Below are 23,961 nucleotides of genomic sequence, written 5' to 3'. Positions count from 1 at the left end.
CATAATGTAAATAAAGTAAAGTTGCAAGTGCTCACAACCTTTAGTTGTTCAACGTTTATCCTCATTTAAGTGGGAGGAGACGTAATTGACAACAAAAGAAAACGTATGGTAATATAGACCACGTGGTCGAAATAAATAATAATGCGGTTGGGCGTGAGCTTTCAAGGTAAATATCTTCTGGGGTGAGAAGATGCTTGTTAGTCACGTCCTTTTTGGCGGAAGGAGGCACGATATGAACCGTGAAGCAATAAATTATGTTAAAGAAGCTGAAGCACGCGCTTCTCAATTACGGAAAGATGCTGATGATGAAATCAAGCAGATCGAGTTAGAAACAGCTGAGACAATTGAATCTATTCAATCTAAACTTGAAGCTGAATTATCAGAATATGAATCCGAACAACAACAGATCTTTTCTGCTAAGTTAGATAAAGATCAAGCTGAAATGGATGAATCCGCTGATAGAGAAGCAGAGCGGTTCGAACAGGCTTATCAAGAAAACAAGCAAGCTCTAGCCAATCGAATAGCAGAGGAGGTAGTGCGTCGATATGGCAATCGCTAAAATGAAAAAATTGACTTTGATGGCTGAGCAACAGAACAAAGAAACTTTGTTGCGCTCGATTCAAGAGATGCAAAGCATTGAAGTCATTTCACTTTCTAATGTTTTAGAGGAAGATATATTAGAACAATTCGAAGTTGCTGATGTTTATAATGATACGTTGGACTATAAGTCAGAACTTCAAGATATTAAACATGCATTATCTTACGTAAAACAATATATTCCTGAACCTGGAATGATCGAAAAACTCAAAACTAAGAGAGAAGTACTCTCTTTAGAAGAGTTAGAAAATAATGTTAAAAATACTGATATTAAAGGTTTGATTAGTCAGGTACAGGATAAAGAAGAAGAACTTAATCACATTGAAGAACGTAAGAAAGCACTACAAGAAGAAGAATCATTCTTAAGAAAATGGCGTGAATTAAAATTCCATCCTTCTGAAGTCAATGGATTGAAACTTCTGAATGTCCATATAGGTACAGTAGACAATGAACACGCTCCTATGCTTATTGGAGGATTAGATGAATTATCTACTGCATACTACGAAGAAATTTTTAGTAGAAGTGATGAAATTGCCTACCTAATCATTCTTGCTAAAGAGCAGGAAGAGCAATTCAAGAAATTGACTACTGAGTTAAGTTTCAGAGAATTGAAGTACCCTTTCGAGCTTCTACCTGAAGATGCCTTATATTCAAATTTGAATAATCAGAAATCTCTTCATGAAAAAGAAGCCGCTTTGAAAAAAGAAATAAAAGGTTGGCGTTCAGTGTCAAGAGATTTACAATTGGCAGAAGAATACAACTATAATCTTGGTCAAAGAGAACTAGCGAAAGATTTAGTATTAAATAGCGAACATTTATTTATAGCTAGTGGTTGGATTGAAGAAGATAAACTTGATTCTTTAAAACATATAATTAATACCGACTTGGGTGAAGACGCTGTGGTTATTATGACGGACGATGTCAAGATGGAAGAATTCGATCAAGTTCCAATTGTCTTGCATAATAACAGCCTAATTAAGCCTTTTGAACTGATTACAGAGATGTTCAGTTTACCAAAATATAACGAAGTGGATCCTACACCACTGATGTTTCCATTTTTCTTAATTTTCTTTGGAATGATTGGAGCAGACTTGGGATATGGGTTACTATTGTGGCTTGGAACTTTTGTGGCTCTGAGATTTTTCAATGTTGAAGGGTCAACTCGTAGATTTATGAAGTTTCTTCATATTTTAGCCTACCCGACAATGGCATTTGGACTATTCTTTGGAAGTTTCTTTGGAATTTCTTTACCGTTCCATGTGCTCTCACTGCAGGATGACGTTATAGTCGTTATGGTTATATCCGTCATTATTGGTGTTATCCAATTAATTTTCGGATTGATCATGAATGGTATCATTAAAGGACGTCAGGGACAGAGAGCATCTAGTTATGTAGATGGTTATGCTTGGGCAATGATGCTTATAGGACTTGCAATATATGTTTTAGGATCAATCGTCTTCAGCATTCCTTTAGTTACTCAAATCGGTATTGGTCTAGCATTAATCAATGTAGCTGGAATTATAGTCGTTTCTACAATTTCAAGTAAAAATAAAGCACTAGGATTTGGTCTGGGACTTTATAATTTATATGGAGTTACTGGTTATGTCGGGGACATCGTTAGTTATACCCGTCTAATGGCTCTTGGTGTAGCAAGTGCGAACATTGCTATGGCATTTAACCTTATAGTAGGTTATTTACCACCGTTATTCAGATTTACAATTGGTGTGGTGCTAATTATTGCACTACAAGCAATGAACCTTGCATTGTCATTCTTGAGTGCTTATGTTCACTCATCCAGATTGCAGTACGTTGAGTTCTTCGGTAAGTTTTTTGAGGGTGGCGGGAAGCCGTTGACACCATTGAAAACACTTGAAAAACATATTTGGTTGAAACAAAAGAATTAATTAAAAAATGGAGGAATATTATAATGGAATTTTTACAAACACTTTTAGGGGATAACACAGGTCAAATTTTTGCTGGATTAGGAATTGCAATGGCTGTTATCTTTTCAGGAATCGGATCATCACGCGGGGTATCAATTGCAGGGGAAGCAGCAGCAGCATTAACTAAAGAACAACCAGAATCATTTGGTCGTGCATTGGTACTACAAATGCTTCCAGCGACACAAGGTCTTTATGGTTTCGTTATTGGATTCTTGATTTTCTTGCAAATCACTCCAGATTTAGCAGTTTCTGAAGGTTGGTACTTGTTTGTGGCTGGCCTACCAGTTGCATTCACTTGTCTTTCTTCTGGTGGTAACCAAGGACGCGTATCTTCTGCAGCTATGCAAATCTTGGCACAAAAACCTGAGCATACAACAAAAGGGATTATCTACTCAGCGATGGTTGAAACTTATGCTATTTTAGGTTTCGTTATTTCCTTAGTAATGATTATCTTATAATTCTATAATAAAATCACTTCTTAAATTCGGATATAGATCTTTTCAACAGGTCTATATTCTCCATGAAAAGAAGAACTACTAAGGAGGTTTAGCATGGCAGATTTAAAACTTTTGACAGAAAGAGTTGTTGAGAAAGAAAAAGCAGCTATTCGTCAACGTGTGGAAGAAGCTCAAAAAGATGCTGAAAATGAAATCCAAGCTGCACGTGTTAAAGAAGAACAAGACAAAATTGCTCGTAAACAAGCAATCGCTGAAACAGCTCAAAATAATTATACAATCCGTAAAAATACTTTAGAGATTCAAAGAAGGAATAATGTACTAGCAGCTAAGCAAGATATCCTCTCTAAAGTGATCAAGGATGTTAAAGAAGAAATGAACCACATCAGTGAAGCAGATTATAAACTCTTCTTAGCTGGAGTGTTGAATCAGTTTAAACATGAAAATAAAATAACGCTGGTTAGTGGAGAAAAAACTGTAAATCTTGTAGATCAAGCTTGGATCAATGAAACTACAGATCCTGAGCTAGTGGCTACATTGTCTAATGAGACTATAAGTGATGAAGCAGGAGTACTTGTTCAAAAAGATGGAATTGAATACAATTTCTTGTTCGATGCATTGATTGATGATGCTAAGTCAGAATTGATTCCAATCATAACAAAAGAATTATTTGATTAAGGAGGAGAAAATTTTGAAAGATACCGCTTATGGTTCAAGTAATGTACTCATTCGTGTGTATGAAAATAACCTCCTGAATCGGGGACAGTATGATCGCATGCTTGCAGCCAATTCTTTTGAAGATGCTGTAAATGTACTGCGTGAAACTCCGTATAGAAATGATGTTGATCGAATAAAAGAAGATAAGAACTATGACACTATGCTGATGAACGAACTACATCAGACTTTTGATGAATTATTCAACATAAGTCCGAACAAAGCTTTAATTGAGTTGTTCGGACTGCGTTATGCTTATCATAATCTTAAAGTTCTTTTTAAAGAAGAGTTTACGGATCAGGAACTAGATCACCTATTCATTCCTATTGGTCGATATGACATATCTGAATTGAGACAAGCAGTAAGAACAGGGGATTCTGATGTTTTACCTCAGCCTTATCTAGATAGCATCCACGAAGTACAAGAAGACTATGATCAATATCATAATGCTCAGGCAGTAGATATTATTTTAGATCGACGTTATTTCACTCATATGCGCATTCTTGCTGATGAAACGAATGAACCTGAAATTCCAGAAATGGTCGAGACTTTTATTGATTTTCAGAACCTGTCTACATTGACACGGGCAATGAGACAAAATAGAACACGTAATTTCTTATTAACAATTTTATCTAGCTCAGGATCTATACCTAAAGAAAAATTATTAGAGATTGCTACTAAAGATCTTAGTTCTGCTGCAAGTGCTCTAATGAATACGAAATATAGATCTATCATCGAAGCTTCAGTTGATTCTGAAACAAATGAAATTTCACCAGTGAAAATTGATTTTGAAACAGATAATGCTTATATGAAAATGATGAAGGATGCTAAATTGAAAGCTTTTGGGCCACTACCCATCGTAGCTTACATTTATGCAAAAGAGACAGAAGTAAAAAACCTGCGACTTATTCTTTCTGGTAAGGAAAACGGCGTTTCTGCCGATGGAATCAGAGAAAGGATGCGATTGAATTATGCCTAACAATATTGGTGTTGTTGGAGATAGAGAGTCAGTATTGGCCTTTAGAATGCTCGGCTTTGATGTGCATTTTGCTACAGAAGCAAAAGAGGCTAGACGAATCATTGACAAACTCGCAGAAAAAAATTATGGTGTTGTCTATTTGACTGAACAATTGGCAGAATTGATTCCAGAGACTATTAGAAGATATGATGCTAAAATGACACCTGCCGTCATTTTGATCCCGAATCATGCTGGTTCACGCGGCATTGGGAAGAAACGTGTCCAAGAAAATGTCGAAAAAGCTGTGGGTCAAAATATTTTATAGGAGGGTACGAATTTGAGTAACGGAACAATTGTTAGTGTTTCAGGACCTTTAGTTACTGCTAAAGGTATGGAGTCAGCTAATATACAAGATATTTGCCGAGTTGGCGAATTAGGGTTAATTGGAGAAATTATTGAGATGCGTGAAGATGTTGCATCTATTCAAGTATATGAAGAAACTTCAATGGTTGGACCTGGTGAAAAAGTTGAGACTACAGGAGAACCTTTATCTGTAGAATTAGCTCCAGGAATGATTGCACAAATGTTTGATGGAATCCAACGTCCATTAGACGAATTTATGGATAAAACCAATAGTAACTTTTTGGAACGTGGTATGGAAATTAAGCCACTTAATAGAGATAAAGAGTGGGACTTTACTGCAACTGTAGAAATTGGAGCAGAAGTTATAGGTGGAGATATCTTAGGAACTGTTCAAGAGACTAGTGTATTAGAACACAGAATCATGGTACCTAACGGTATTAGTGGAACAGTTAAATCTATCTCTAGCGGAACTTTTAAACTAACAGATACACTCTACGTTATTGACACACCTGAAGGTGAAAAAGGGTTTACAATGATCCAAAAATGGCCAGTTAGACGTAGTCGTCCAATCAGCCAGAAATTAAATCCGGTTGAACCATTAATTACTGGACAACGTGTTATCGACACATTATTTCCAGTTGCAAAAGGTGGCGCTGCTGCTGTACCAGGACCTTTCGGGGCTGGTAAAACAGTTGTGCAACACCAAATCGCAAAATGGGCTGATGTTGATTTAGTTGTCTATGTTGGTTGTGGTGAACGTGGGAATGAGATGACGGATGTTATCAATGAGTTTCCTGAATTGATTGATCCAAATACAGGTAAGTCAATCATGGAAAGAACCGTATTGATTGCAAATACTTCTAATATGCCGGTTGCGGCTCGTGAAGCATCAATTTATACCGGTATTACAATCGCTGAATATTTCCGTGATATGGGATACTCTGTTGCAATTATGGCTGATTCAACTTCTCGTTGGGCTGAAGCGTTGCGTGAAATGTCTGGTCGTCTAGAAGAGATGCCGGGGGATGAAGGTTATCCTGCGTATTTAGGTAGTCGTCTAGCTGAATACTATGAACGTGCGGGGAAAGTTATTTCTTTAGGTTCTGAAGGTCGTGAAGGTAGTATTACTGCTATTGGAGCGGTTTCACCTCCAGGTGGAGATACTTCTGAACCAGTTACACAAAATACATTGCGTGTAGCAAAAGTTTATTGGGGTCTTGATTCATCACTTGCTCAGAGACGTCACTTTCCTTCAATTAACTGGTTAAGCTCTTATTCACTTTACTCAAATGATATGAATGCTTTTGTAGGCAAAAAGCTGAATGTTGATTGGGCTGCAAAAGTTACTAGAGTTAAATCATTACTGCAAGATGAATCTGAACTTCAAGAGATTGTTCGTTTAGTTGGGGTAGAGTCTCTTTCAGAACGCGATAGATTAAAATTAATCATTGCCCGTATGATTCGTGAAGACTTCTTGCAACAAAATGCGTTTGATGATGTTGATACGTATACTTCTCGAGAAAAACAATTTGAAATGATTGAAACGATTCTTGATTTCCAAGACAAAGCACTTCGTGCTATGGACTTAGGTGCATATTATGATGAAATCAATGAAGGTACCGATGAAATTCGAGAAAAAATTGGACGTTCTAAATTTATTCCTGAAGAAGAACTTTCTCGTTTTGCTGATATTCGTAAGCAGACAGAAGAAACAATTCAACAAGTTATTGAAAAAGGTGGTGTAGAGTCAGATGCTTAAAGAGTATAAAACAGTTTCCGAAATAGTAGGACCTTTGATGACTGTTACTGGAGTTGAAGGGGTTAAATATGATGAACTTGTTGATATTGAACTTCAAGATGGTACAAGAAGACGTGGACAAGTACTTGAAATCGATGGAGATAATGCTGTTGTTCAGTTATTTGAAGGATCAACAGGAATTAACTTGAAAGATACAAAAGTACGTTTTCTTGGTAAGCCGTTATCATTAGATGTATCTGAAGATATGATCGGACGTACTTTTGACGGAATGGGTCGTGTGAATGATGGTGGGCCAGACTTGATCCCTGAAAAAAGTTTAGATATCAATGGTATTGCGATCAATCCTATTGCTCGTAACTATCCTGATGAATTTATCCAGACAGGAATTTCAACCATTGACCACTTAAACACATTAGTTCGTGGTCAAAAATTACCAGTATTTTCAGCATCTGGTTTACCACACAAAGAATTAGCAGCTCAAATTGCAAGACAAGCTAAAGTTACAAACGCTGATGATAAGTTTGCTGTTGTATTTGCTGCTATTGGTATTACATTTGAAGAAGCTGAATTCTTCATGGAAGATTTCAAGAAAACTGGTGCGATTGATCGTTCAGTATTGTTTGTCAACTTGGCAGATGATCCTGCAATCGAACGTATTGCCACACCTCGTATGGCGCTTACAGCAGCTGAATATCTAGCATTTGAGAAAGATATGCATGTATTAGTAATCATGACTGACATGACCAACTATGCTGAGGCACTTCGTGAAATCTCAGCAGCTAGGCGTGAAGTTCCAGGGCGTCGTGGATATCCTGGTTATCTTTACACAAACTTGGCAACCTTATATGAGCGTGCTGGTCGTCTGGAAGGATCTAAAGGGTCTGTTACACAGATTCCTATTCTTACAATGCCAGAAGAAGATATAACACATCCGATTCCCGATTTAACTGGATATATTACGGAAGGACAAATTATTCTTTCTCGTGATTTGTATAACCAAGGTTATCAACCACCAATCGATGTTTTACCTTCTCTTTCTCGTCTGAAAGATAAAGGAACTGGTGAAGGTAAGACGCGTGAAGACCACGCTGCTACAATGAACCAGATTTTCTCAGCGTATGCTCAAGGTAAAGAAGCGAAAGAATTATCTGCAGTACTTGGTGAAGCGGCCTTATCTAAAAGTGACCGTAAGTACGTTGAATTTACAAATAAATTTGAAAAAGAGTACGTAAACCAAGGAAACTACACGAATCGTTCGATTCAAGAAACGCTTGATTTAGGATGGGACTTATTGAAAGTCTTACCACGTACTGAACTAAAACGTATCAAAGATGATATGCTGGACAAATATTTACCAAAAGGAGAGTGAGGTAAATGGCTAAGTTAAATGTCAACCCCACTCGAATGGAACTATCTAACCTGAAAGATCGTCTTTCGTTAGCTTCCAGAGGGCATAAACTCCTCAAAGATAAGCAAGATGAACTGATGAGACGTTTCATTACGTTGATTCGTCAAAATAACGAATTGCGTATCGAAGTGGAAGATAAATTAGAAAAAGCAATGCAATCATTTGCAATGGCCAAATCACTTCTTCATGAAAACTTTATTGAAGAATTGATGGCTGTTCCTAGCCAAAGTGTTAATTTAAATATTGATCAGAAAAATATTATGAGTGTTCGTGTGCCGCAAATGCATTTTCAATATAATGAGAACGCAGATGATCTCGAAGACTTAAGTTATGGATATTTAAATTCAAATGGTGAATTAGATTTGACTTTTCAATACTTGATCGAAGTAATGCCAGATATGCTTCAATTAGCGGAAATTGAAAAAACATGTCAATTGATGGCAGATGAAATCGAAAAAACTAGACGTCGTGTAAATGCACTTGAATTCATGACGATTCCACAACTTGAAGAGACAATTTACTTTATTCAAATGAAATTAGATGAAGCGGAACGTGCTTCCATTACTCGTTTGATGAAAGTAAAAGATATGGGATAGTTTTTAAAGGAAGGTATCGATAATTATTATCGATACCTTTTTTATCATACATAGGTACTGATTCTATTTGTAACAATGTAATACGGGCGTGCTAAATATATCAATAATTTTAAGCATAGTTCTGTACTAATAAGGAGGGACTGAGATTGTCTAAAGAATTTTTTAATATAAAAGAAGGTGAGAAGACTGCTTTAGTTCTAGGCGGTGGTGGTGCTAGAGGCGCTTTTGAAGTTGGCGTATGGAAAGCTCTAGATGAGCTGGATTATAAACCGGATATAATTACAGGAACATCGGTGGGTGCATTAAATGGTGCATTAATGTTGCAAGGAAATGTTTTAGATGCAGAAAAAATGTGGCTTGATATTGAAGGATCTAAAATTCTAGATTATAAGTTTCCTTTGAGCATTAAAAGCTTTAAAGATTATCAGCGCACAATTAGTGGTTTTCTTATTAAAGCGATTAAGAAGCAAGGCTTCAGTTCAGAACCTTTGAGTAATTTGATCAATCAATATATTCATGACGAAGAGATTCTTCGACAGTCGCCCATTGAGTTTGGATTATCAGTGACAAATGGTAAAAAAAATAAAATTGAATTTTTTTATCTACAAGATATTCCTAGAAATAGCTTAAGTAAATTCTTACTTGCTAGTTCATCTCTTTACCCAGCTATGGAAAAAATCTATATTGAAGGAATCCCATATATGGATGGTGGGTATTTAAATCATATACCTTACGAAATGGTGTTAAAAAAAAATCCAGATAAGTTAATTATAGTAGATGTACAAGGTCCAGGCTTTCTAAGAACAAAACACCATATTGAAACTGTTCCAACTTTATGGATTAGAACAGAATGGTCTTTAGGAGATTACCTGTTTTTTCACAAAAAAAGAACATCTCTAAATATACAATTAGGATATCTGGAAACAATGAAGTCAGCGGAACGATTTCAAGGATATTGGTATACTTTTGGAAAAGATCTTATAAAAACTGAAAATTGTAAGTTTTATCTCGCATTAAATGAATTATTAACTTTAAATAATCCGAAGAATAAATTAGAATTATTTTTCGATGAAGACTATCAATTACTTTTAATCAAGGAACTTTCAGATAAATGGAATAAACAAGTAGATAAAAATACTCTACCTTTAGCAATGATGGAACTTGCGGGTAGAATTTTTCGTATATTACCTGAAAAAGTGTATACCGTTGAGAATTTTCAGTTAGCAATACTGAAAAGAGTTAAAAGATTACAGAAAGAGGAAACATTTAATTTATATGGAGATCTAGTACCTGAATTTCATTTGAGCGGAAAAGAATGGGCAGAAAAATTTAAAGAAAAAATCCCGTTTGTTTCTAATCGACATATGACACTTTTTATATTGGAAACGTTAGAACAATCAAATGACGAATTTCCAGATAAGTTATTTAAAACAATTATATTTATTAAACCATTTTCTTTTGCGTTAGCTTTATACATTTTATACTTAAAGAAAAAAATAAAAGAATAAATTTAAATAATTCCCCAAACGACTCGATTATGTGTTAAAATTGAGGATAAGGTTTCAACCGATAGAATTGTTTTGGGAAGGAAGTAATAATGACTGAGCGAGGATTACTGATTGTTTTATCTGGACCTTCCGGTGTGGGGAAAGGAACAGTTAGAAAAGCCATTTTTGATAATTATAATAATGATTTTGATTACTCTGTTTCTATGACTACTAGAAAACAAAGAGAAGGCGAAATTGATGGTGTAGACTATTATTTCCGCACAAAGGAACAATTTGAGTATTTGATTCAAAAAGATGGACTGCTTGAATATGCTGAATATGTTGGTAATTATTATGGGACTCCTTTAGAGTATGTTAATAAAACTCTAGATCAAGGACGAGATGTATTTTTAGAGATTGAAGTTCAAGGTGCATTAAAAGTTAGAGAAAAAATGCCTGAAGGAATTTTTGTTTTCTTATCTCCGCCTGATTTAGAAGAATTAAACTCTCGTATTGTCAATCGTGGAACAGATACTCAAGAAATGATTGAAAAACGTATGACAAAAGCCGTAGAAGAATTAAAGTTAATTCAATACTATGACTATGTAGTAGAAAATGATACGGTCAATAATGCAGCAAGGAAAATAAGAAATATCATTGAGAGTGAGCACTTGAAAGTTACGCGTAACTTGAAAGAATTTGCAGAAATTATAGAGGAGATGGAGTAATATGTTATTATACCCTTCGCAAGATAAATTATTAGATAAAATAGATTCAAAATATTCATTAGTCATTTTAGCAGCTAAGCGAGCTAAAGAAATGCAGGATGGTAAGAATGTAGAACTATTAGATGAGTATGTATCAACAAAAAATGTTGGAAAAGCACTAGAAGAAATAGAATCTGGCGATATTGTCTTAGATCCTGATAGTGTCCGTAAATAAATCAAGTCCAATTTAAAAAACCTCTGCAGGTAATTATTCGTTGCTTAAGTCTACACTCCTTTAGCAAAAGTAATTAGCAGAGGTTTTTTTATGAAATGAATCTTGTGAATCAGTTTTTTAAAAGACATAAAATATTGAGATAAAGACAGGAAAGGATTTTCTTGGTAAAATACAAGAAAGTAATGAATCGAGGGATAAACATGTTCAACGAAATGAAAATAGCTTTTTATGTTACAGGAGGAATTGCCTCTTATAAGTCGGTTAGTTTAATGAGAGAACTAATGAAATTGGGTGCCGAAGTTAGAGTTTCTATGACCCCTTCAGCAACGAAGTTCATTTCTCCACTTACTTTTCAGGTTCTGAGTAAACAAACTGTGCATGTCGACACATTCTCTGAAGATGATCCAAAATATGTACAACATATCCACCATGCCGATTGGGCTGAGTTATCTATAATTGCACCAGCAACTGCCAATACGATTGCGAAAATAGCAAATGGAACCGCAGATAATTTTGTGACTTCAGCACTTTTAGCAACAACAACCCCTATTTTCGTTGTTCCTGCTATGAATGAGCATATGTATGAACATCCTGCCACTCAAACAAATATAGAGATACTTAAAAAACGTGGAGTTTATATTATGGAACCCGCTACTGGTTTCTTAGCAGAAGGCTATAGTGGTAAAGGACGCTTTCCTGATAGTACAGTTATTCTTGATGAAATCGAAGGCTTTATAATCAATCAGAGTGATAATCTTCCTTTGCAGGGAAAAAAAATAATTGTTACTGCTGGAGGCACGAAAGAAAGAATTGATCCAGTCAGGTATATATCGAATGACTCATCGGGCAAAATGGGACATGCTATCGCAGAAGCAGCAATGAAAAAAGGAGCAGAAGTTACTCTTGTTACAGCTAGTGAGTTAGCTGTCCATAGTCAGATCAAGAAAGTTAAGGTAGAATCTGCTCAAGAAATGTATGAAGTAGTTGATGCAAATTTTGATAATATAAATGTATTAATTATGGCAGCAGCGGTTTCTGATTATACACCAGTGAAACAGGAAAATCAAAAAATGAAGAAAACAGAACAGTTATCGATTGAATTAAAGAAAACAAAAGATATTTTAAAAGAAATGGGCCAAAAGAAGACGCATCAATTATTAGTAGGGTTTGCAGCTGAAACTGAAAATATAGAAGAATATGCTTTGAAGAAATTAACAGAAAAAAATGTTGATTTTATTGTAGCAAATGATGTAAGCAAAAAAGATAGAGGCTTCCACTCTAATAAAAATGAAGTAGTTATTTATTCAAAACAAGATGATCCAGTTTTAATATCACTTTCTGATAAATCTAAGATTGCTGAACGTATCATTGAATTAGTAATTGAACAATTAGGCTGAAAGGAGGACATTCATGCCTCATATAGCGGAAGTAATTGTAGATGTTCCAGTACTGCAAACAAATAAACCATTTCACTATGAAATACCTAAAGAGTTTGAACATCGACTAGTATCAGGCATGCGCGTTGTAGTTCCTTTTGGAAATGGCTCTAGATTAGTGCAAGGCTTTGTTATAAATCGATTTGAAACGTCAGATTATAATGGCGAATTAAAGAAAATTGATCAACTAATGGATTTAATGCCTGTTTTAAATACAGAGTTGATTGATCTCGGAGGATTTATGGCTAAGGAGACGTTCAGCTTTCGAATTAGTTGTTACCAGACGATGCTGCCGGCAGTTTTAAGAGCGAAATACGAAAAGAAAATTTCTCTAATAGATGATCTAGAAGAAGAAACTTTATTTGAAGTGTTCAGGGGTAAACAGGAGTTGACGTGGGAAGAAGTTATTGATCGTGATCTCGTGAAGTTAATGTTAGAACTCAAAGCACAAGGAAAAGTCGAAGTGAACTACGAAGTAAAAGATAAGCGTACAAAAAAAACAATAAAAAAAGTTACTTCAAAACTTAGTTTTGAACAACTGGAAGAAATTAGAGAAGGATTAAGAGCGAATGCTAAACGTCAAATTGACTTGATCAATGTTTTACAGTCAATCGACTCTGGAGAATGGCTTGATGTTAAATGGTTGACTGAAGAATATGGTATTACTTTATCAACCCTCAAGGCCGCTGAAAATAAAGGATGGTGCCAGCTTAAAGATGTAGAAGTCTACCGTGACCCATTTAAAAATGTACAAATTGAGACAACGACTGCCTTAATGCTTAATCCAGATCAGCAAATAGCTTATAATAAAATTTCAAATAAAATGGCTGAAAATGTACATGAGGTATTTTTGTTAAAAGGCATTACGGGTAGTGGGAAAACAGAAGTTTATCTACAAACTATCTCTAAAGTACTTGATGAAAATCAGGGGGCATTGATGCTAGTACCGGAAATTGCTTTAACGCCTCAGATGGTTTATCGTTTTAAAAGTCGCTTTGGAGAAAAGGTGGCTGTTTTACACAGCGGATTATCTGAAGGGGAAAAGTATGATGAATGGAGAAAAATCAATAATGGAGAAGCTTCAGTTGTTGTAGGGGCAAGATCCAGTGTATTTGCTCCTCTTAAAAAAATTGGATTGATCATTATTGATGAAGAACATGAGACAAGCTATAAACAAGAAGAAAACCCAAGGTATCATGCTCGAGATATTGCGATATGGAGAGGCGCATATCACCATTGTCCAGTTATCTTAGGAAGTGCTACACCTTCATTAGAATCTAGTGCTCGTGCCAGTAAAGGCGTTTACACTTTACTGGAATTAAAAGAAAGAGCGAATAAAAAAGCTTTGCCTGAAGTTTCAGTTATTGATATGAGAGAAGAGGCAAAAAAAGGGAACCGCAGTAATTTTTCTTTAAGCCTGCAAGCTGCAATTAAAGAACGTCTCGAAAAAAAAGAACAGTCTGTCTTAATGTTAAATAGAAGAGGGTATTCTTCATTTGTCATGTGTAGGGATTGTGGGTTTGTGTTAGGGTGTCCAAATTGCGATATCTCTCAAACTTTGCATATGGATACAAAAACAATGAAATGTCATTACTGTGGCCATGAAGAAGGTATCCCAGCAATCTGTCCTAATTGTCAGAGTAAAAGTATACGGTATTTTGGAACAGGAACTCAAAAAGTGCAAGAAGAACTAAACGGATTGTTTCCAGAAGCAAGAATTATTCGTATGGATGTGGATACAACAAGACGTAAAGGAGCTCATGAGCGGCTTTTAAAAGATTTTGGAGATAAAAAAGCAGACATTTTGCTTGGAACGCAAATGATTGCTAAGGGATTAGATTTTCCAGACGTTACTTTAGTAGGAGTAATCAATGCAGATACTTCTTTAGGTTTGCCCGATTTCAGATCTGCGGAAAGAACCTTTCAGTTATTGACACAAGTTAGTGGCCGTGCAGGCCGTGCAGAAAAAATTGGAAAAGTCTATGTTCAATCCTTTAATCCGGAACATTATGCTATTCAATATGCAAAAAAACATGATTATGATTCTTTTTATAAAAGAGAAATGCATTTACGGCATTTAAGTGATTACAGTCCCTATTATTTTTTAGTTAGAATCTCTGTCAGTCATGAGAATGAGATGACTGCAGCTAAAAAAATTGGAGAGTTTATTCATTTCATAAGGCCAGTTTTAAGTGATAAAGCAATTATTTTAGGGCCAACACCAAAATCAATTGCTAGAACTCATAATCGATATCACTTTCAAGTCATCATAAAGTATAAAAAAGAAGAAGCTCTATCAAATCGACTACATGAATTATTAGCTAGAACCCAAAAGGATCAAGCTAAAGGATTGTTTATTTCGATTGATTCACAGCCAATGAACTTCATATAATTTGTTAAAGGAGAGATAACGTGTATAAAATAATATTTATGGGAACACCACATTTTTCAGTACCAATATTAGAAGCGTTAGCGGCACTTGAACAAGTAGCGATTGTTGCTGTAGTCACTCAACCAGACCGAAAAGTGGGGCGTAAAAAGATTGTAACCCCACCGCCAGTTAAACAAGCAGCTATAGAATTGGAATTGCCTCTATTTCAACCTGAAAAACTATCTGGTTCTGAAGAGATGAAAGAGCTCTTAGATTTAAAGCCAGATCTTATCGTCACTGCAGCATATGGTCAATATGTCCCAACAAAGCTCCTAAAAGCGCCTACTTTAAAAGCAATTAATGTTCATGCATCTTTACTTCCGAAATATCGTGGTGCGGCTCCGATCCATTCAGCAATTATCAATGGAGATAAAGAAACAGGAGTCACAATAATGTATATGGAAAAAGAGATGGATGCGGGTAATATCATCGCACAATGTTCTATACCAATCTTTAGACAAGATGACGTAGGTACAATGTTTGAAAAGCTTAGTATCTTAGGAAGAGATTGCCTGATTGAAACACTTCCTTCTATATTCGATCAATCGAATGACTCTATACCTCAAAATACAGAAGAAGTAACATACGCACCAATGATTGATTCTGAACAAGAAAAAATAAACTGGAGCAAGACAGCTTCACAGATCGATAATATGGTAAGAGGATTAAGACCTTTTCCAGGTGCGCATACAATTCTTGAAGGAAAACGATTTAAAGTATGGTCAGTTGAACCCCTTGAACAAAAAGCCACGGAAAATCCAGGAGTTATTGAAGAAATCAGAAAAGATGCAATTATTGTAGCCTGTGGAGGGAATACTTTATTAGCATTATATGAAATCCAGCCGTCAGGAAAACAAAGAATGAAAAGTTTGAATTATCTGACGGGCGCTGGTAGTCATTTAGAGAGAGGAATACGATTTGGAGAATAATTCTATTAGAAAAAGCAGCCGATATTTAGCTATGACGATATTAGAGAAAGTAAATTCAAAAGGTGCATTTAGTAATATTGTATTAAGTCAGACAATTGAAAAAGAAAATCTTTCAAAAGAAGAAAGTAACTTGTTGACAGAAATCGTATATGGGGTTATACAAAGAAAACGTACACTCGATTATATACTTGACCCTTATTTAAATAATAAAAAGAAGATCCAAAATTGGGTGTTACAGCTTTTACGTTTATCAGTATACCAATTGTATTATCTAGAAAGAGTGCCAGATCATGCAGTATTGAACGAAGCGGTGAATATTGCAAAAGTTAGAGGTCATAAAGGAATAGCAGGATTGACCAATGGAGTATTGAGAAATGTCCTGCGTAGTGAAAAACCCGACTATTCTAAAATAAAAGATCCGATTGTTAGGTTAGGAACGATGTATAGCCTCCCTGATTGGATCATTGACCAAAGTATAAAAAATATCGGTATAGAAGAGACAGAGAAATATGCACAGTCTTTATTGGAAAAATCTAAAGTTAGTTTAAGAGTTAATGCAAAGCAGATCACTGTTGAAAAGGCTATAGAACAGTTAATGGATGAAGGATATAGTGTAGAAAAAAGTAAAGTTTCTCCTTACGGTTTAATTAGTAAGAGTGGATTACCAGCTAGATCCAGCCTTTTTAAAACCGGAATGATTACTATCCAAGATGAAAGTTCAATGCTTGTAGCCCCAGCACTTAAAATTAATCCTGGAGACAAAATATTGGATGCTTGTGCTGCCCCCGGTGGCAAAACAACTCATATGGCTACTTATCTTGATCAGAGTCAGGGTGGGGAAGTTTTGGCTTTAGATCTACACGCACATAAAATTAAACTAATTGAACAGAATGCAAAAAGACAGCATGTGGAAGGCGTTGTAAAAACCCAAAATATTGATGCAAGAAAGATAAAAGAATTAGTGTCTGATGAAACATTCCATAAAATACTAGTAGACGCACCTTGTTCAGGTCTGGGTTTAATGAAGAGAAAACCTGAAATTCGTTACTCTAAAACGCCTGAAGATTTAATTTCGCTTAAAAAAATCCAATTAGATATTTTAGTGAACGTAGCATCACTTTTGAAAAAAGGTGGTCGCCTAGTTTATAGCACTTGTACGATTACTCATGAAGAAAATGAAGAAGTCATCCAAACTTTTTTAAGTAACCATCCTGAGTATACTACCGAACCTGTTTACCTGGAAAGTAATAATATCGATTTAGATGAAGATGATATGTTAAGACTTTATCCACATCAGTATGGTACTGATGGATTCTTTATCTGTTCTTTAACAAAAGCAAAATGAGACTTGTACATCATAAGAAAATAAGACATACTATTAGTTATAAGAGCCTGTCACTGCGACAGGTACATAGCAATTAAGAAATAAAAATATATTTAATTGTATATCAGGAGTGAGGAAAACTGAAAGCTACCATTAAATCTCATATTGGTAAAAGGGAGACAAATCAAGATTTCGTTGCTACTTTTACAAATTTGAGCAATCAAATTTTAGCTATTCTTTGTGATGGAATGGGCGGTCATAATGCAGGAGATATTGCAAGTGAAATGGCAGTGCTGCAGTTAGGCAACAGTTGGAAAAAGTCTGAATTTAATGAACAAGAAATCCATTCAGCAGAGCAGTGGCTTAGAGAACACATAAACAAAGAAAATAAAAGAATTTATGATGCAGCTACAGTTTTTCAGGATTTAAATGGAATGGGAACAACTTTAGTAGCAGCGGTAATTTTTGAGGATTCAACTCTGGTTGCTAATGTAGGAGATAGTCGAGCTTATGTTCTTGAAGCATCTACCTTAAACAAAGTAACTGAAGACCACTCATTTGCAAATGAATTAAAATTGAATGGTCAAATAACAGAAGAAGAAGCATTAATACATGAAAAAAGAAACACACTTACTCGATCTCTAGGAATAGGATCAAATGTAATTATTGATTTCTTTTATTTGTCTAATACTAGAATACAAAACTTGCTTTTATGTTCTGATGGGTTGACAAATGCAATCAATGAGACTGAAATTCAAACATTATTATCTCAAAGACTAACTGACTTGGATAAAGTTGAACTTTTAGTCAAAAATGCGCTTAGCCAAGGAGCGTCAGATAATATTACAGTCTGTTTAATTGAATATAATTCATCAGAAAGTATTGATATGGAAAGTACGATTGGGGAAGGTGGTTCTTCAGATGGAAACAGGTGAGAGAATCAACGGAAGATATAAAATCATAAGAAGTATTGGTTCAGGTGGAATGGCAAAAGTTTATTTAGCGCGCGATCTAATTTTAGAGCGTGATGTTGCCGTTAAATTAATGGCTTATAATTTCCATAATGATGAAAATAGTATCAGACGTTTTAAAAGAGAAGCACTTGCTACTACAGAACTCGTTCATCCAAATATTGTAAACATTTATGATGTCGGAGAAAATGAAAATCCTTATATTGTAATGGAGTATGTAGAAGGAACGGATCTGAAACAATATATTCACGATTATCATCCAATCCCATACAAAAAATCAATTGAGATTATGAAACAGATATTAGCAGCTGTTAGTTATGCTCATCAGCATCATATTATTCATAGGGATATCAAGCCTCAAAATATATTGATTGATGCTCATGATAATGTTAAGATTACAGACTTTGGAATTGCGGTCGCGCTTTCTCAAAACTCTATAACACAAACAAATTCTCTTTTGGGCTCTGTTCATTATTTATCTCCAGAACAAGCAAGAGGTAGTATGGCTACTAAACAATCTGATATTTATTCTCTAGGGATATTGCTTTACGAATTACTCACAGGAGACGTGCCATTTGATGGCGAGTCCGCGGTCTCAATTGCACTAAAGCATTTCCAACAGGAATTACCATCAATCAGAAATATTGATAGTCGAATGCCCCAACCACTTGAAAATGTGGTTTTAAAAGCAACGGCAAAAGAATCAAGTCAACGCTATCAAACAATAGATGAAATGAAAGAAGATCTGGAGACAGCTTTGTCACCTGAGCGAGCAGGAGAAGCAAAGTTTGTACCGATAGATACAACTAAAGAAGAAACGAGAGTAATCGAACCGATTGCAGTACCATTAGACTCGCATTCTACTAAAGATACTCCTAAAGAGTCCCAAGATATAGCGGATCAGGCTAAAGGCAAAAAGAATAAACCAAAAGAGAAAAAGAAAAAAAGGAAATGGTTATGGATATTTCTAGGGATATTTGTACTTATTCTTATTGGCAGTGGGATTTTCCTATTCAACAGACCAAAAGAAGTTGAGGTTCCAAATCTTGTAGGCCTAACTCAAGAAGAAGCTATAGAAGAATTGTCTAGCCGTAATCTTGTGCTAGGAGAAGTGAAAGAAGAAAATAATGAAGAAGTTGAGGAAGGTTTAGTTATTCGTTCAGACCCATCCTCAGGGTCTACCTTAAGAGAAGAAGCTTCTGTTAAACTTTTTATTAGTAGTGGGAGTGAACCTTTTAAAGTTGAAAATTATGAAAATGAAGTTTACGAAGATATTAGAGCGGAGTTAACTACACTTGGTTTTACAGTTGAGAGCGAAGAACAAAGTAGTGATACAATAGCAGTAGGGAATATAATAGCACAAGATGTTGACGCCGGGGAAGAAGTCGTTCCGAGTGAAACGATAATTACTTTTACAGTAAGCACGGGACAGGAAGGTTTTACCTTAAGAGATCTTAGTGGATATTCAGAAGCAGGAGTAACTGACTATGCAAATGATATTGGCTTATCCGTCTCTAGTACAAGTGAACCAAATGAAGAAGTTCCAGCTGGACAAGTAAGTAGGCAATCTCCAGAAGCAGGAACAACTGTGTACGATGGTAGTAGAATTTCAGTTGTCTTTTCAACAGGACCTGCAGAAGTCAAGGTAAGTTCATTTGATAAAGGAATCATTATTCCTTATGTAAAACCTGATGATTCTGAAGATCCTGATAGTGATGCAGACGAAGAGACACAAAAGCCGATACCAAATCAGATAAAGATATTCATTGGTGATGCAGAAAATGATTTAGACTCAGTTTATAAAGAATATGAAGTTACTGAAAATACTCCTGAAATTCTTACTTTCACTGTTGAAGAGGGTAATTCTGCAAGCTACAGAGTTGAAAGAGATGGAGAAGTAATCCTAGAAGAATCCGGGCTCACTGAATAAGGATAATGGTAAGAAAGGATGGGCGTAATTGCAAAAAGGTCAGATAACTAAAGCCCTTAGTGGATTTTACTATGTCACAGATAGATCGAATACGATCTATCAGACTAGAGCAAGAGGTGTTTTTCGAAAACAAAAGATTACGCCTCTAGTAGGAGATTATGTAGAATTTGAAAGTGGAAATCAAGATGAAGGCGTCATCCAAAAACTTTTAGAAAGAAAAAATGAACTCACTAGACCCCAAGTTGCCAATGTAGATATAGGCATCATTATTATGTCTGCAGCGGATCCCAAATTTTCTAACCAATTATTGGATAGGTTCTTAATAATGTTAGAGTCCAAGCATATTAAACCAATTATATTTATTACTAAGATGGACTTGTTAGATCATGATGAAACAATAAAAATCAAGAAATATCAAAAAGATTATAATAAGATTGGTTATCAAATGGTTCTAATAGAAAAAACTGATAAAGAAAAAAAGAAACAGTTGGAAATTCTATTTAATGAACAATTTAAAAATAACCTGATTGTCTTCATGGGACAGTCTGGTGCTGGTAAATCAACGTTATTGAATGTATTAAATCCTGAATTGGAACTGAAAACTGGAGAAACATCTCAATCGTTAGGTAGAGGTAAGCATACGACTCGTCATGTTGAACTGGTTCCTTTATTAGAGAGCCTTATTGCGGATACTCCTGGATTTAGTTTGCTAGCCTTTGATGAAATAGAGCAGGAATCACTGTCAGAATACTTCCCTGAGATGTGGAGATTAAGATCAGATTGTAAATTTAGTGGTTGTCTTCATTTGACCGAACCAGGTTGTGCTGTGAAAAAAGCAATATTAGAAGGTGAGATACCAGAATACAGATACGATAATTATCGGTTATTTTTAGAAGAAATAAAAAAGAGGAAACCAAAATATAGAAGAAAAGGAGAATCTTAATGAAAATAGCTCCGTCAATATTAAGTGCAGATTTTGCAATACTCAAAGAACAGGTATCACTAGTGGAACAAGGGGGGGCTGATTGGATCCATATAGATGTTATGGATGGTCACTTCGTTCCTAATTTAACATTCGGCTATAATGTCGTAGATGCAATAAGACCTCATACATCATTACCGCTTGATTGTCATCTTATGATTGAAAATCCTGAAAATTTTATCGAGAATTTTGCTAAAGCAGGAGCGGACTATATTTCTATTCATTTCGAAAGTACAAATCACATTCACGGGGCACTACAACTTATTCGTAAAAATGGAGTTAAAGCAGGAATTGTAATTAATCCTGGAACATCAATTGAGATGATAAAACCTGTCTTACACATGGTGGATTTAGTGCTCGTTATGACAGTCAATCCTGGTTTTGGCGGACAAAGTTTTCTAACCGAAACGGTTGCAAAAATTAGAGAGTTGCACCAATTAATTCAGAAACACCATTACGAATATATGATTGAAGTGGATGGTGGTATTGAACCTGAAACAGCAAAAATCTGTAAAGAAGCAGGAGCTGAAGTTTTTGTTGCTGGATCATATATTTATGGAGCAGAAAACCCTGTAGAACAGATTGCTAAATTGCAGCATGCGGTGAATTAAATGAGTAATGTTCATATTATGTTAGGTAGTCCGGATCATCGTCAACGTTCGATGCCTCCGATGAAAGAGCAAGATCACTACATCGGTGTGGATAGAGGAGCATTATTGCTAGCTCAAAATAATTATTCTATCGATCTATCATTGGGTGACTTTGATTCTATAACAGAAGATGAAAAAAAGATAATAGAAAAAGTTTCCAAGAAAATAATCAGTTTTGAGCCTGAAAAAGATGACACAGATGCAGAATTGAGTTTAGTATATGCTACAGAGATATTTGAGGCCGAGCAAATTATTTTATACGGATGGTCAGGAGGAAGGCTGGACCATCTATTGAGTATTATAATGATTGTTTTGCAACCAAGATTTGAAGGAATCATAGCAAAGTTATCATTTATTAACCAAACCAATACAGTGAGTTTTTATTTACCTGGAAGCTATACACTGTATAAAGAACAGGATAAAAAATACTGTTCTTTTATTGGACTGACTGCTTTAAGCAATTTAACATTAGACAATAGCTTCAAGTATACTTTAGATAAAGAAAGTTTTGAGTACCCTATCGCGTTGATCAGCAATGAATTTGTTATGGAAAAGGGAACAGCTTCGTTTGATAAAGGATTGATCGCTTTTATTCAGAGTAAAGATTAGCTAAAAAAGTCAGGATAAACGGATTTCCTACTTTTTTAAATTGCTGATGTAGAATTTATCTGAGCTAAACGAGAGTAAGAGAAGGAGTTTATATAATGAAAATTGCGATTACCAAATCTGCATTAGAGGAAGCAAAAAGCAAATACGGAAATTTCCAACCTTTTTCTGGTTATGTAGAAGAAGATAAAAAGTTTTTTTTACCACTGCCTAAATATTATATAGTAGTACTAGATAAATATAATCTAACTTTATCTCAGTTAGATATTAAGTTGGATGAAAAAACAGTAGAAGTGATTCCTTTAAAGAAAATTAGGAGCATAAAAGTAACGGGTCGAAGTATAAGAAGAGTCAGTATTATAACAAGAGACGAAACGATTAAATTTATTATTAAGCCAAATGTAATAGGTATTAAAGAATATCAAAAAAAATTGATTTCAAAATTTGAGTCTCTTTCAAAATGAATCTTTTGAGTTCACTTATTAAGTGAGCTCTTTTTGAACTATTTTTTAAAGGGGACAACACATTATTTAGAATTTTTAGAAAAGATAAGTTAATATTCAAAATCCCTCGCCATTAATTGGATGAGGGATTTTTTAATTAAATTTAAATAAAGATTTCAGCGATGCTGACGATTGCTGAAATTCCACCTATAATTTCAATGATAAAAAGTGTAAAGTTATAAACATTTCTTTTCATACTATTTTCTGAGTTTACAAGATGCATTAATAAATTTATACAACCCGTGGCTAATCCGTATATACCAAATAAAAGTAAAATCAAGATTAGAGTTTGGTATATGTCACCATCAAAAAAGTTTGAAGCTGATATATAAAGAGCAACAAAAAACAATCCAATGGTAATATTATCAATATTAAAACTTTTCCCAGTAAAATTATTAATTTCAAGACCTCCTAATCCAACTACGCCTATCGATCCAGTAATAGCAGAAATTACAAACTTCAGGGTTTGGGAATCATAACTTACAATGTCTAGCAATAAAATTAAAGAAATTATAATAAAGGCGATAGCTAATCCAAAGCCTTCTTCAATTTTATTACTTGAACTTTTTTTGCTAGTCATATATACCTCCTATTTTATATTCCATTTAAGTATATCAAATAATTCCAAATTGCGTATTTGCATTATTTTTCGTGTGTGTCAAGTTGTTGTAGGAAATCTCTAGAATCACTTTTTCCTGTTATTGTTTTTCGCTGTTTACTGAGGGATATGGGCTCTTTGAGCCTTTCTCCCTCAGTAAACAGCCTTAAACTCTCTTTATTTTAGTGCTTTAGCCAACTGTCCCAGAGCGTGAGAAGACGCACAGTACTTTCCAATACCGCCTTCAATCACACCGATTGATTTTTTAGTTTTATATTTCTTTAGTAATGTACGGATTATCCCTTTGAATTCAGGGATAATTTCCTGTTTAAAAGCAGGAATCGTTTCAGTTAGCGCTTGTAAAAACAAACCATTCTTA

At 35.0% G+C, this 23,961-nt stretch carries 24 protein-coding genes and 1 other annotated feature; of the genes, 22 read left to right on the top strand and 2 right to left on the bottom strand.

Translation table 11 applies throughout. From position 1 onward, the window contains the following. The first annotated feature begins 145 nt into the window (after positions 1-145). Positions 146-192, top strand: a sequence feature (sodium ion sensor (DUF1646 type); this cis-regulatory element may regulate processes involved in with the transportation of sodium ions). 40 nt (positions 193-232) lie between these two features. The 22 genes from BLT22_RS00120 to BLT22_RS00015 all read left to right on the top strand — a co-directional run bounded on the left by BLT22_RS00120 (position 233) and on the right by BLT22_RS00015 (position 22,945). Beyond that, positions 233-559, top strand: coding sequence for a hypothetical protein (locus tag BLT22_RS00120; protein ID WP_091759300.1), 327 nt, complete (start codon positions 233-235; stop codon positions 557-559). Then, positions 546-2,501, top strand: a complete 1,956-nt coding sequence (locus BLT22_RS00115) for a V-type ATP synthase subunit I (RefSeq protein WP_091759298.1) — start codon at positions 546-548, stop codon at positions 2,499-2,501. The genes BLT22_RS00120 and BLT22_RS00115 overlap by 14 nt, the downstream gene beginning before the upstream one ends. A 23-nt stretch (positions 2,502-2,524) precedes the next feature. Further along, positions 2,525-2,998 (top strand): V-type ATP synthase subunit K, encoded by a 474-nt coding sequence (locus BLT22_RS00110; protein ID WP_087058582.1) that lies wholly within the window; start codon positions 2,525-2,527, stop codon positions 2,996-2,998. A 93-nt stretch (positions 2,999-3,091) separates the two neighbouring features. Continuing rightward, positions 3,092-3,673 (top strand): V-type ATP synthase subunit E family protein, encoded by a 582-nt coding sequence (locus BLT22_RS00105; protein WP_091759295.1) that lies wholly within the window; start codon positions 3,092-3,094, stop codon positions 3,671-3,673. A gap of 13 nt (positions 3,674-3,686) precedes the next feature. Further along, positions 3,687-4,688, top strand: coding sequence for a V-type ATP synthase subunit C (locus BLT22_RS00100; RefSeq protein WP_087058577.1), 1,002 nt, complete (start codon positions 3,687-3,689; stop codon positions 4,686-4,688). Continuing rightward, positions 4,681-4,992, top strand: coding sequence for a V-type ATP synthase subunit F (locus BLT22_RS00095; protein ID WP_087058575.1), 312 nt, complete (start codon positions 4,681-4,683; stop codon positions 4,990-4,992). The genes BLT22_RS00100 and BLT22_RS00095 overlap by 8 nt, the downstream gene beginning before the upstream one ends. A 12-nt stretch (positions 4,993-5,004) precedes the next feature. After that, positions 5,005-6,789 carry a V-type ATP synthase subunit A gene (locus BLT22_RS00090; protein WP_091759292.1) on the top strand — a complete coding sequence of 595 codons (1,785 nt, stop codon included), beginning with the start codon at positions 5,005-5,007 and terminating at the stop codon, positions 6,787-6,789. Further along, complete coding sequence (locus BLT22_RS00085) at positions 6,782-8,158, top strand: V-type ATP synthase subunit B (RefSeq protein WP_087058570.1); 1,377 nt, start codon at positions 6,782-6,784, stop codon at positions 8,156-8,158. Before BLT22_RS00090 ends, BLT22_RS00085 begins: the two co-directional genes overlap by 8 nt. Positions 8,159-8,163: 5 nt before the next feature. After that, positions 8,164-8,793 (top strand): V-type ATP synthase subunit D, encoded by a 630-nt coding sequence (locus BLT22_RS00080; RefSeq protein WP_072694646.1) that lies wholly within the window; start codon positions 8,164-8,166, stop codon positions 8,791-8,793. Between the two features lie 146 nt (positions 8,794-8,939). Continuing rightward, positions 8,940-10,301: a patatin-like phospholipase family protein gene (locus BLT22_RS00075; protein ID WP_176935236.1), complete on the top strand. Its 1,362-nt coding sequence runs from the start codon at positions 8,940-8,942 to the stop codon at positions 10,299-10,301. 89 nt (positions 10,302-10,390) lie between these two features. After that, a complete protein-coding gene (gene gmk / locus BLT22_RS00070; RefSeq protein ID WP_091759286.1) occupies positions 10,391-11,008 on the top strand; it encodes a guanylate kinase in 618 nt (205 codons plus the stop codon). Between the two features lies 1 nt (position 11,009). Beyond that, the gene (gene rpoZ / locus BLT22_RS00065; RefSeq protein WP_087058564.1) at positions 11,010-11,222 is read left to right on the top strand and encodes a DNA-directed RNA polymerase subunit omega; all 213 of its coding nucleotides are present in this window, start codon (positions 11,010-11,012) and stop codon (positions 11,220-11,222) included. A 161-nt stretch (positions 11,223-11,383) separates the two neighbouring features. After that, positions 11,384-12,619, top strand: a complete 1,236-nt coding sequence (coaBC, locus tag BLT22_RS00060; RefSeq protein ID WP_307723864.1) for a bifunctional phosphopantothenoylcysteine decarboxylase/phosphopantothenate--cysteine ligase CoaBC — start codon at positions 11,384-11,386, stop codon at positions 12,617-12,619. Between the two features lie 13 nt (positions 12,620-12,632). Further along, positions 12,633-15,050, top strand: a complete 2,418-nt coding sequence (priA, locus tag BLT22_RS00055; protein WP_091759283.1) for a primosomal protein N' — start codon at positions 12,633-12,635, stop codon at positions 15,048-15,050. Positions 15,051-15,070: 20 nt separating this feature from the next. Further along, positions 15,071-16,018 carry a methionyl-tRNA formyltransferase gene (fmt, locus tag BLT22_RS00050; protein WP_091759280.1) on the top strand — a complete coding sequence of 316 codons (948 nt, stop codon included), beginning with the start codon at positions 15,071-15,073 and terminating at the stop codon, positions 16,016-16,018. Further along, a complete protein-coding gene (gene rsmB, locus BLT22_RS00045) occupies positions 16,008-17,363 on the top strand; it encodes a 16S rRNA (cytosine(967)-C(5))-methyltransferase RsmB (protein ID WP_256333872.1) in 1,356 nt (451 codons plus the stop codon). Before fmt ends, rsmB begins: the two co-directional genes overlap by 11 nt. Before the next feature lie 119 nt (positions 17,364-17,482). Beyond that, the gene (locus tag BLT22_RS00040) at positions 17,483-18,277 is read left to right on the top strand and encodes a Stp1/IreP family PP2C-type Ser/Thr phosphatase (RefSeq protein WP_091759275.1); all 795 of its coding nucleotides are present in this window, start codon (positions 17,483-17,485) and stop codon (positions 18,275-18,277) included. After that, positions 18,264-20,243, top strand: a complete 1,980-nt coding sequence (gene pknB, locus BLT22_RS00035) for a Stk1 family PASTA domain-containing Ser/Thr kinase (protein ID WP_091759272.1) — start codon at positions 18,264-18,266, stop codon at positions 20,241-20,243. The genes BLT22_RS00040 and pknB overlap by 14 nt, the downstream gene beginning before the upstream one ends. A gap of 28 nt (positions 20,244-20,271) precedes the next feature. Further along, a complete protein-coding gene (gene rsgA / locus BLT22_RS00030; RefSeq protein ID WP_087058554.1) occupies positions 20,272-21,186 on the top strand; it encodes a ribosome small subunit-dependent GTPase A in 915 nt (304 codons plus the stop codon). Continuing rightward, positions 21,186-21,836, top strand: coding sequence for a ribulose-phosphate 3-epimerase (rpe, locus tag BLT22_RS00025; RefSeq protein ID WP_087058552.1), 651 nt, complete (start codon positions 21,186-21,188; stop codon positions 21,834-21,836). The genes rsgA and rpe overlap by 1 nt, the downstream gene beginning before the upstream one ends. Further along, on the top strand, positions 21,837-22,484 hold the full coding sequence (locus tag BLT22_RS00020) for a thiamine diphosphokinase (RefSeq protein ID WP_091759269.1): 648 nt from the start codon (positions 21,837-21,839) through the stop codon (positions 22,482-22,484). 95 nt (positions 22,485-22,579) lie between these two features. Next, positions 22,580-22,945, top strand: a complete 366-nt coding sequence (locus tag BLT22_RS00015) for a hypothetical protein (protein WP_087058548.1) — start codon at positions 22,580-22,582, stop codon at positions 22,943-22,945. Between the two features lie 142 nt (positions 22,946-23,087). On the opposite strand, the gene BLT22_RS00010 is transcribed toward BLT22_RS00015, so the two are convergent. Together BLT22_RS00010 and BLT22_RS12265 are read right to left on the bottom strand one after the other, a co-directional pair. Beyond that, complete coding sequence (locus tag BLT22_RS00010; protein ID WP_091759266.1) at positions 23,088-23,564, bottom strand: hypothetical protein; 477 nt, start codon at positions 23,562-23,564, stop codon at positions 23,088-23,090. A 195-nt stretch (positions 23,565-23,759) separates the two neighbouring features. Beyond that, positions 23,760-23,961, bottom strand: a 202-nt coding sequence (locus BLT22_RS12265; RefSeq protein WP_218127220.1) for a hypothetical protein, incomplete at its 5' end; no start/stop codon positions are given.

It is taken from the genome of Marinilactibacillus psychrotolerans (assembly GCF_900101525.1).
In the GTDB taxonomy this organism is placed as follows: domain Bacteria; phylum Bacillota; class Bacilli; order Lactobacillales; family Carnobacteriaceae_A; genus Marinilactibacillus; species Marinilactibacillus psychrotolerans.
This window is presented reverse-complemented; position numbering and strand designations above follow the sequence as displayed.

Bases quoted from the DNA above. Each gene is read 5' to 3' on its own strand.
- BLT22_RS00120 (WP_091759300.1), top strand. From the start codon at position 233: ATGAACCGTGAAGCAATAAATTATGTTAAAGAAGCTGAAGCACGCGCT.
- BLT22_RS00115 (WP_091759298.1), top strand. From the start codon at position 546: ATGGCAATCGCTAAAATGAAAAAATTGACTTTGATGGCTGAGCAACAG.
- BLT22_RS00110 (WP_087058582.1), top strand. From the start codon at position 2,525: ATGGAATTTTTACAAACACTTTTAGGGGATAACACAGGTCAAATTTTT.
- BLT22_RS00105 (WP_091759295.1), top strand. From the start codon at position 3,092: ATGGCAGATTTAAAACTTTTGACAGAAAGAGTTGTTGAGAAAGAAAAA.
- BLT22_RS00095 (WP_087058575.1), top strand. From the start codon at position 4,681: ATGCCTAACAATATTGGTGTTGTTGGAGATAGAGAGTCAGTATTGGCC.
- BLT22_RS00085 (WP_087058570.1), top strand. From the start codon at position 6,782: ATGCTTAAAGAGTATAAAACAGTTTCCGAAATAGTAGGACCTTTGATG.
- BLT22_RS00080 (WP_072694646.1), top strand. From the start codon at position 8,164: ATGGCTAAGTTAAATGTCAACCCCACTCGAATGGAACTATCTAACCTG.
- gmk (WP_091759286.1), top strand. From the start codon at position 10,391: ATGACTGAGCGAGGATTACTGATTGTTTTATCTGGACCTTCCGGTGTG.
- rpoZ (WP_087058564.1), top strand. From the start codon at position 11,010: ATGTTATTATACCCTTCGCAAGATAAATTATTAGATAAAATAGATTCA.
- priA (WP_091759283.1), top strand. From the start codon at position 12,633: ATGCCTCATATAGCGGAAGTAATTGTAGATGTTCCAGTACTGCAAACA.
- pknB (WP_091759272.1), top strand. From the start codon at position 18,264: ATGGAAACAGGTGAGAGAATCAACGGAAGATATAAAATCATAAGAAGT.
- rpe (WP_087058552.1), top strand. From the start codon at position 21,186: ATGAAAATAGCTCCGTCAATATTAAGTGCAGATTTTGCAATACTCAAA.
- BLT22_RS00020 (WP_091759269.1), top strand. From the start codon at position 21,837: ATGAGTAATGTTCATATTATGTTAGGTAGTCCGGATCATCGTCAACGT.
- BLT22_RS00015 (WP_087058548.1), top strand. From the start codon at position 22,580: ATGAAAATTGCGATTACCAAATCTGCATTAGAGGAAGCAAAAAGCAAA.
- BLT22_RS00010 (WP_091759266.1), bottom strand. From the start codon at position 23,564: ATGACTAGCAAAAAAAGTTCAAGTAATAAAATTGAAGAAGGCTTTGGA.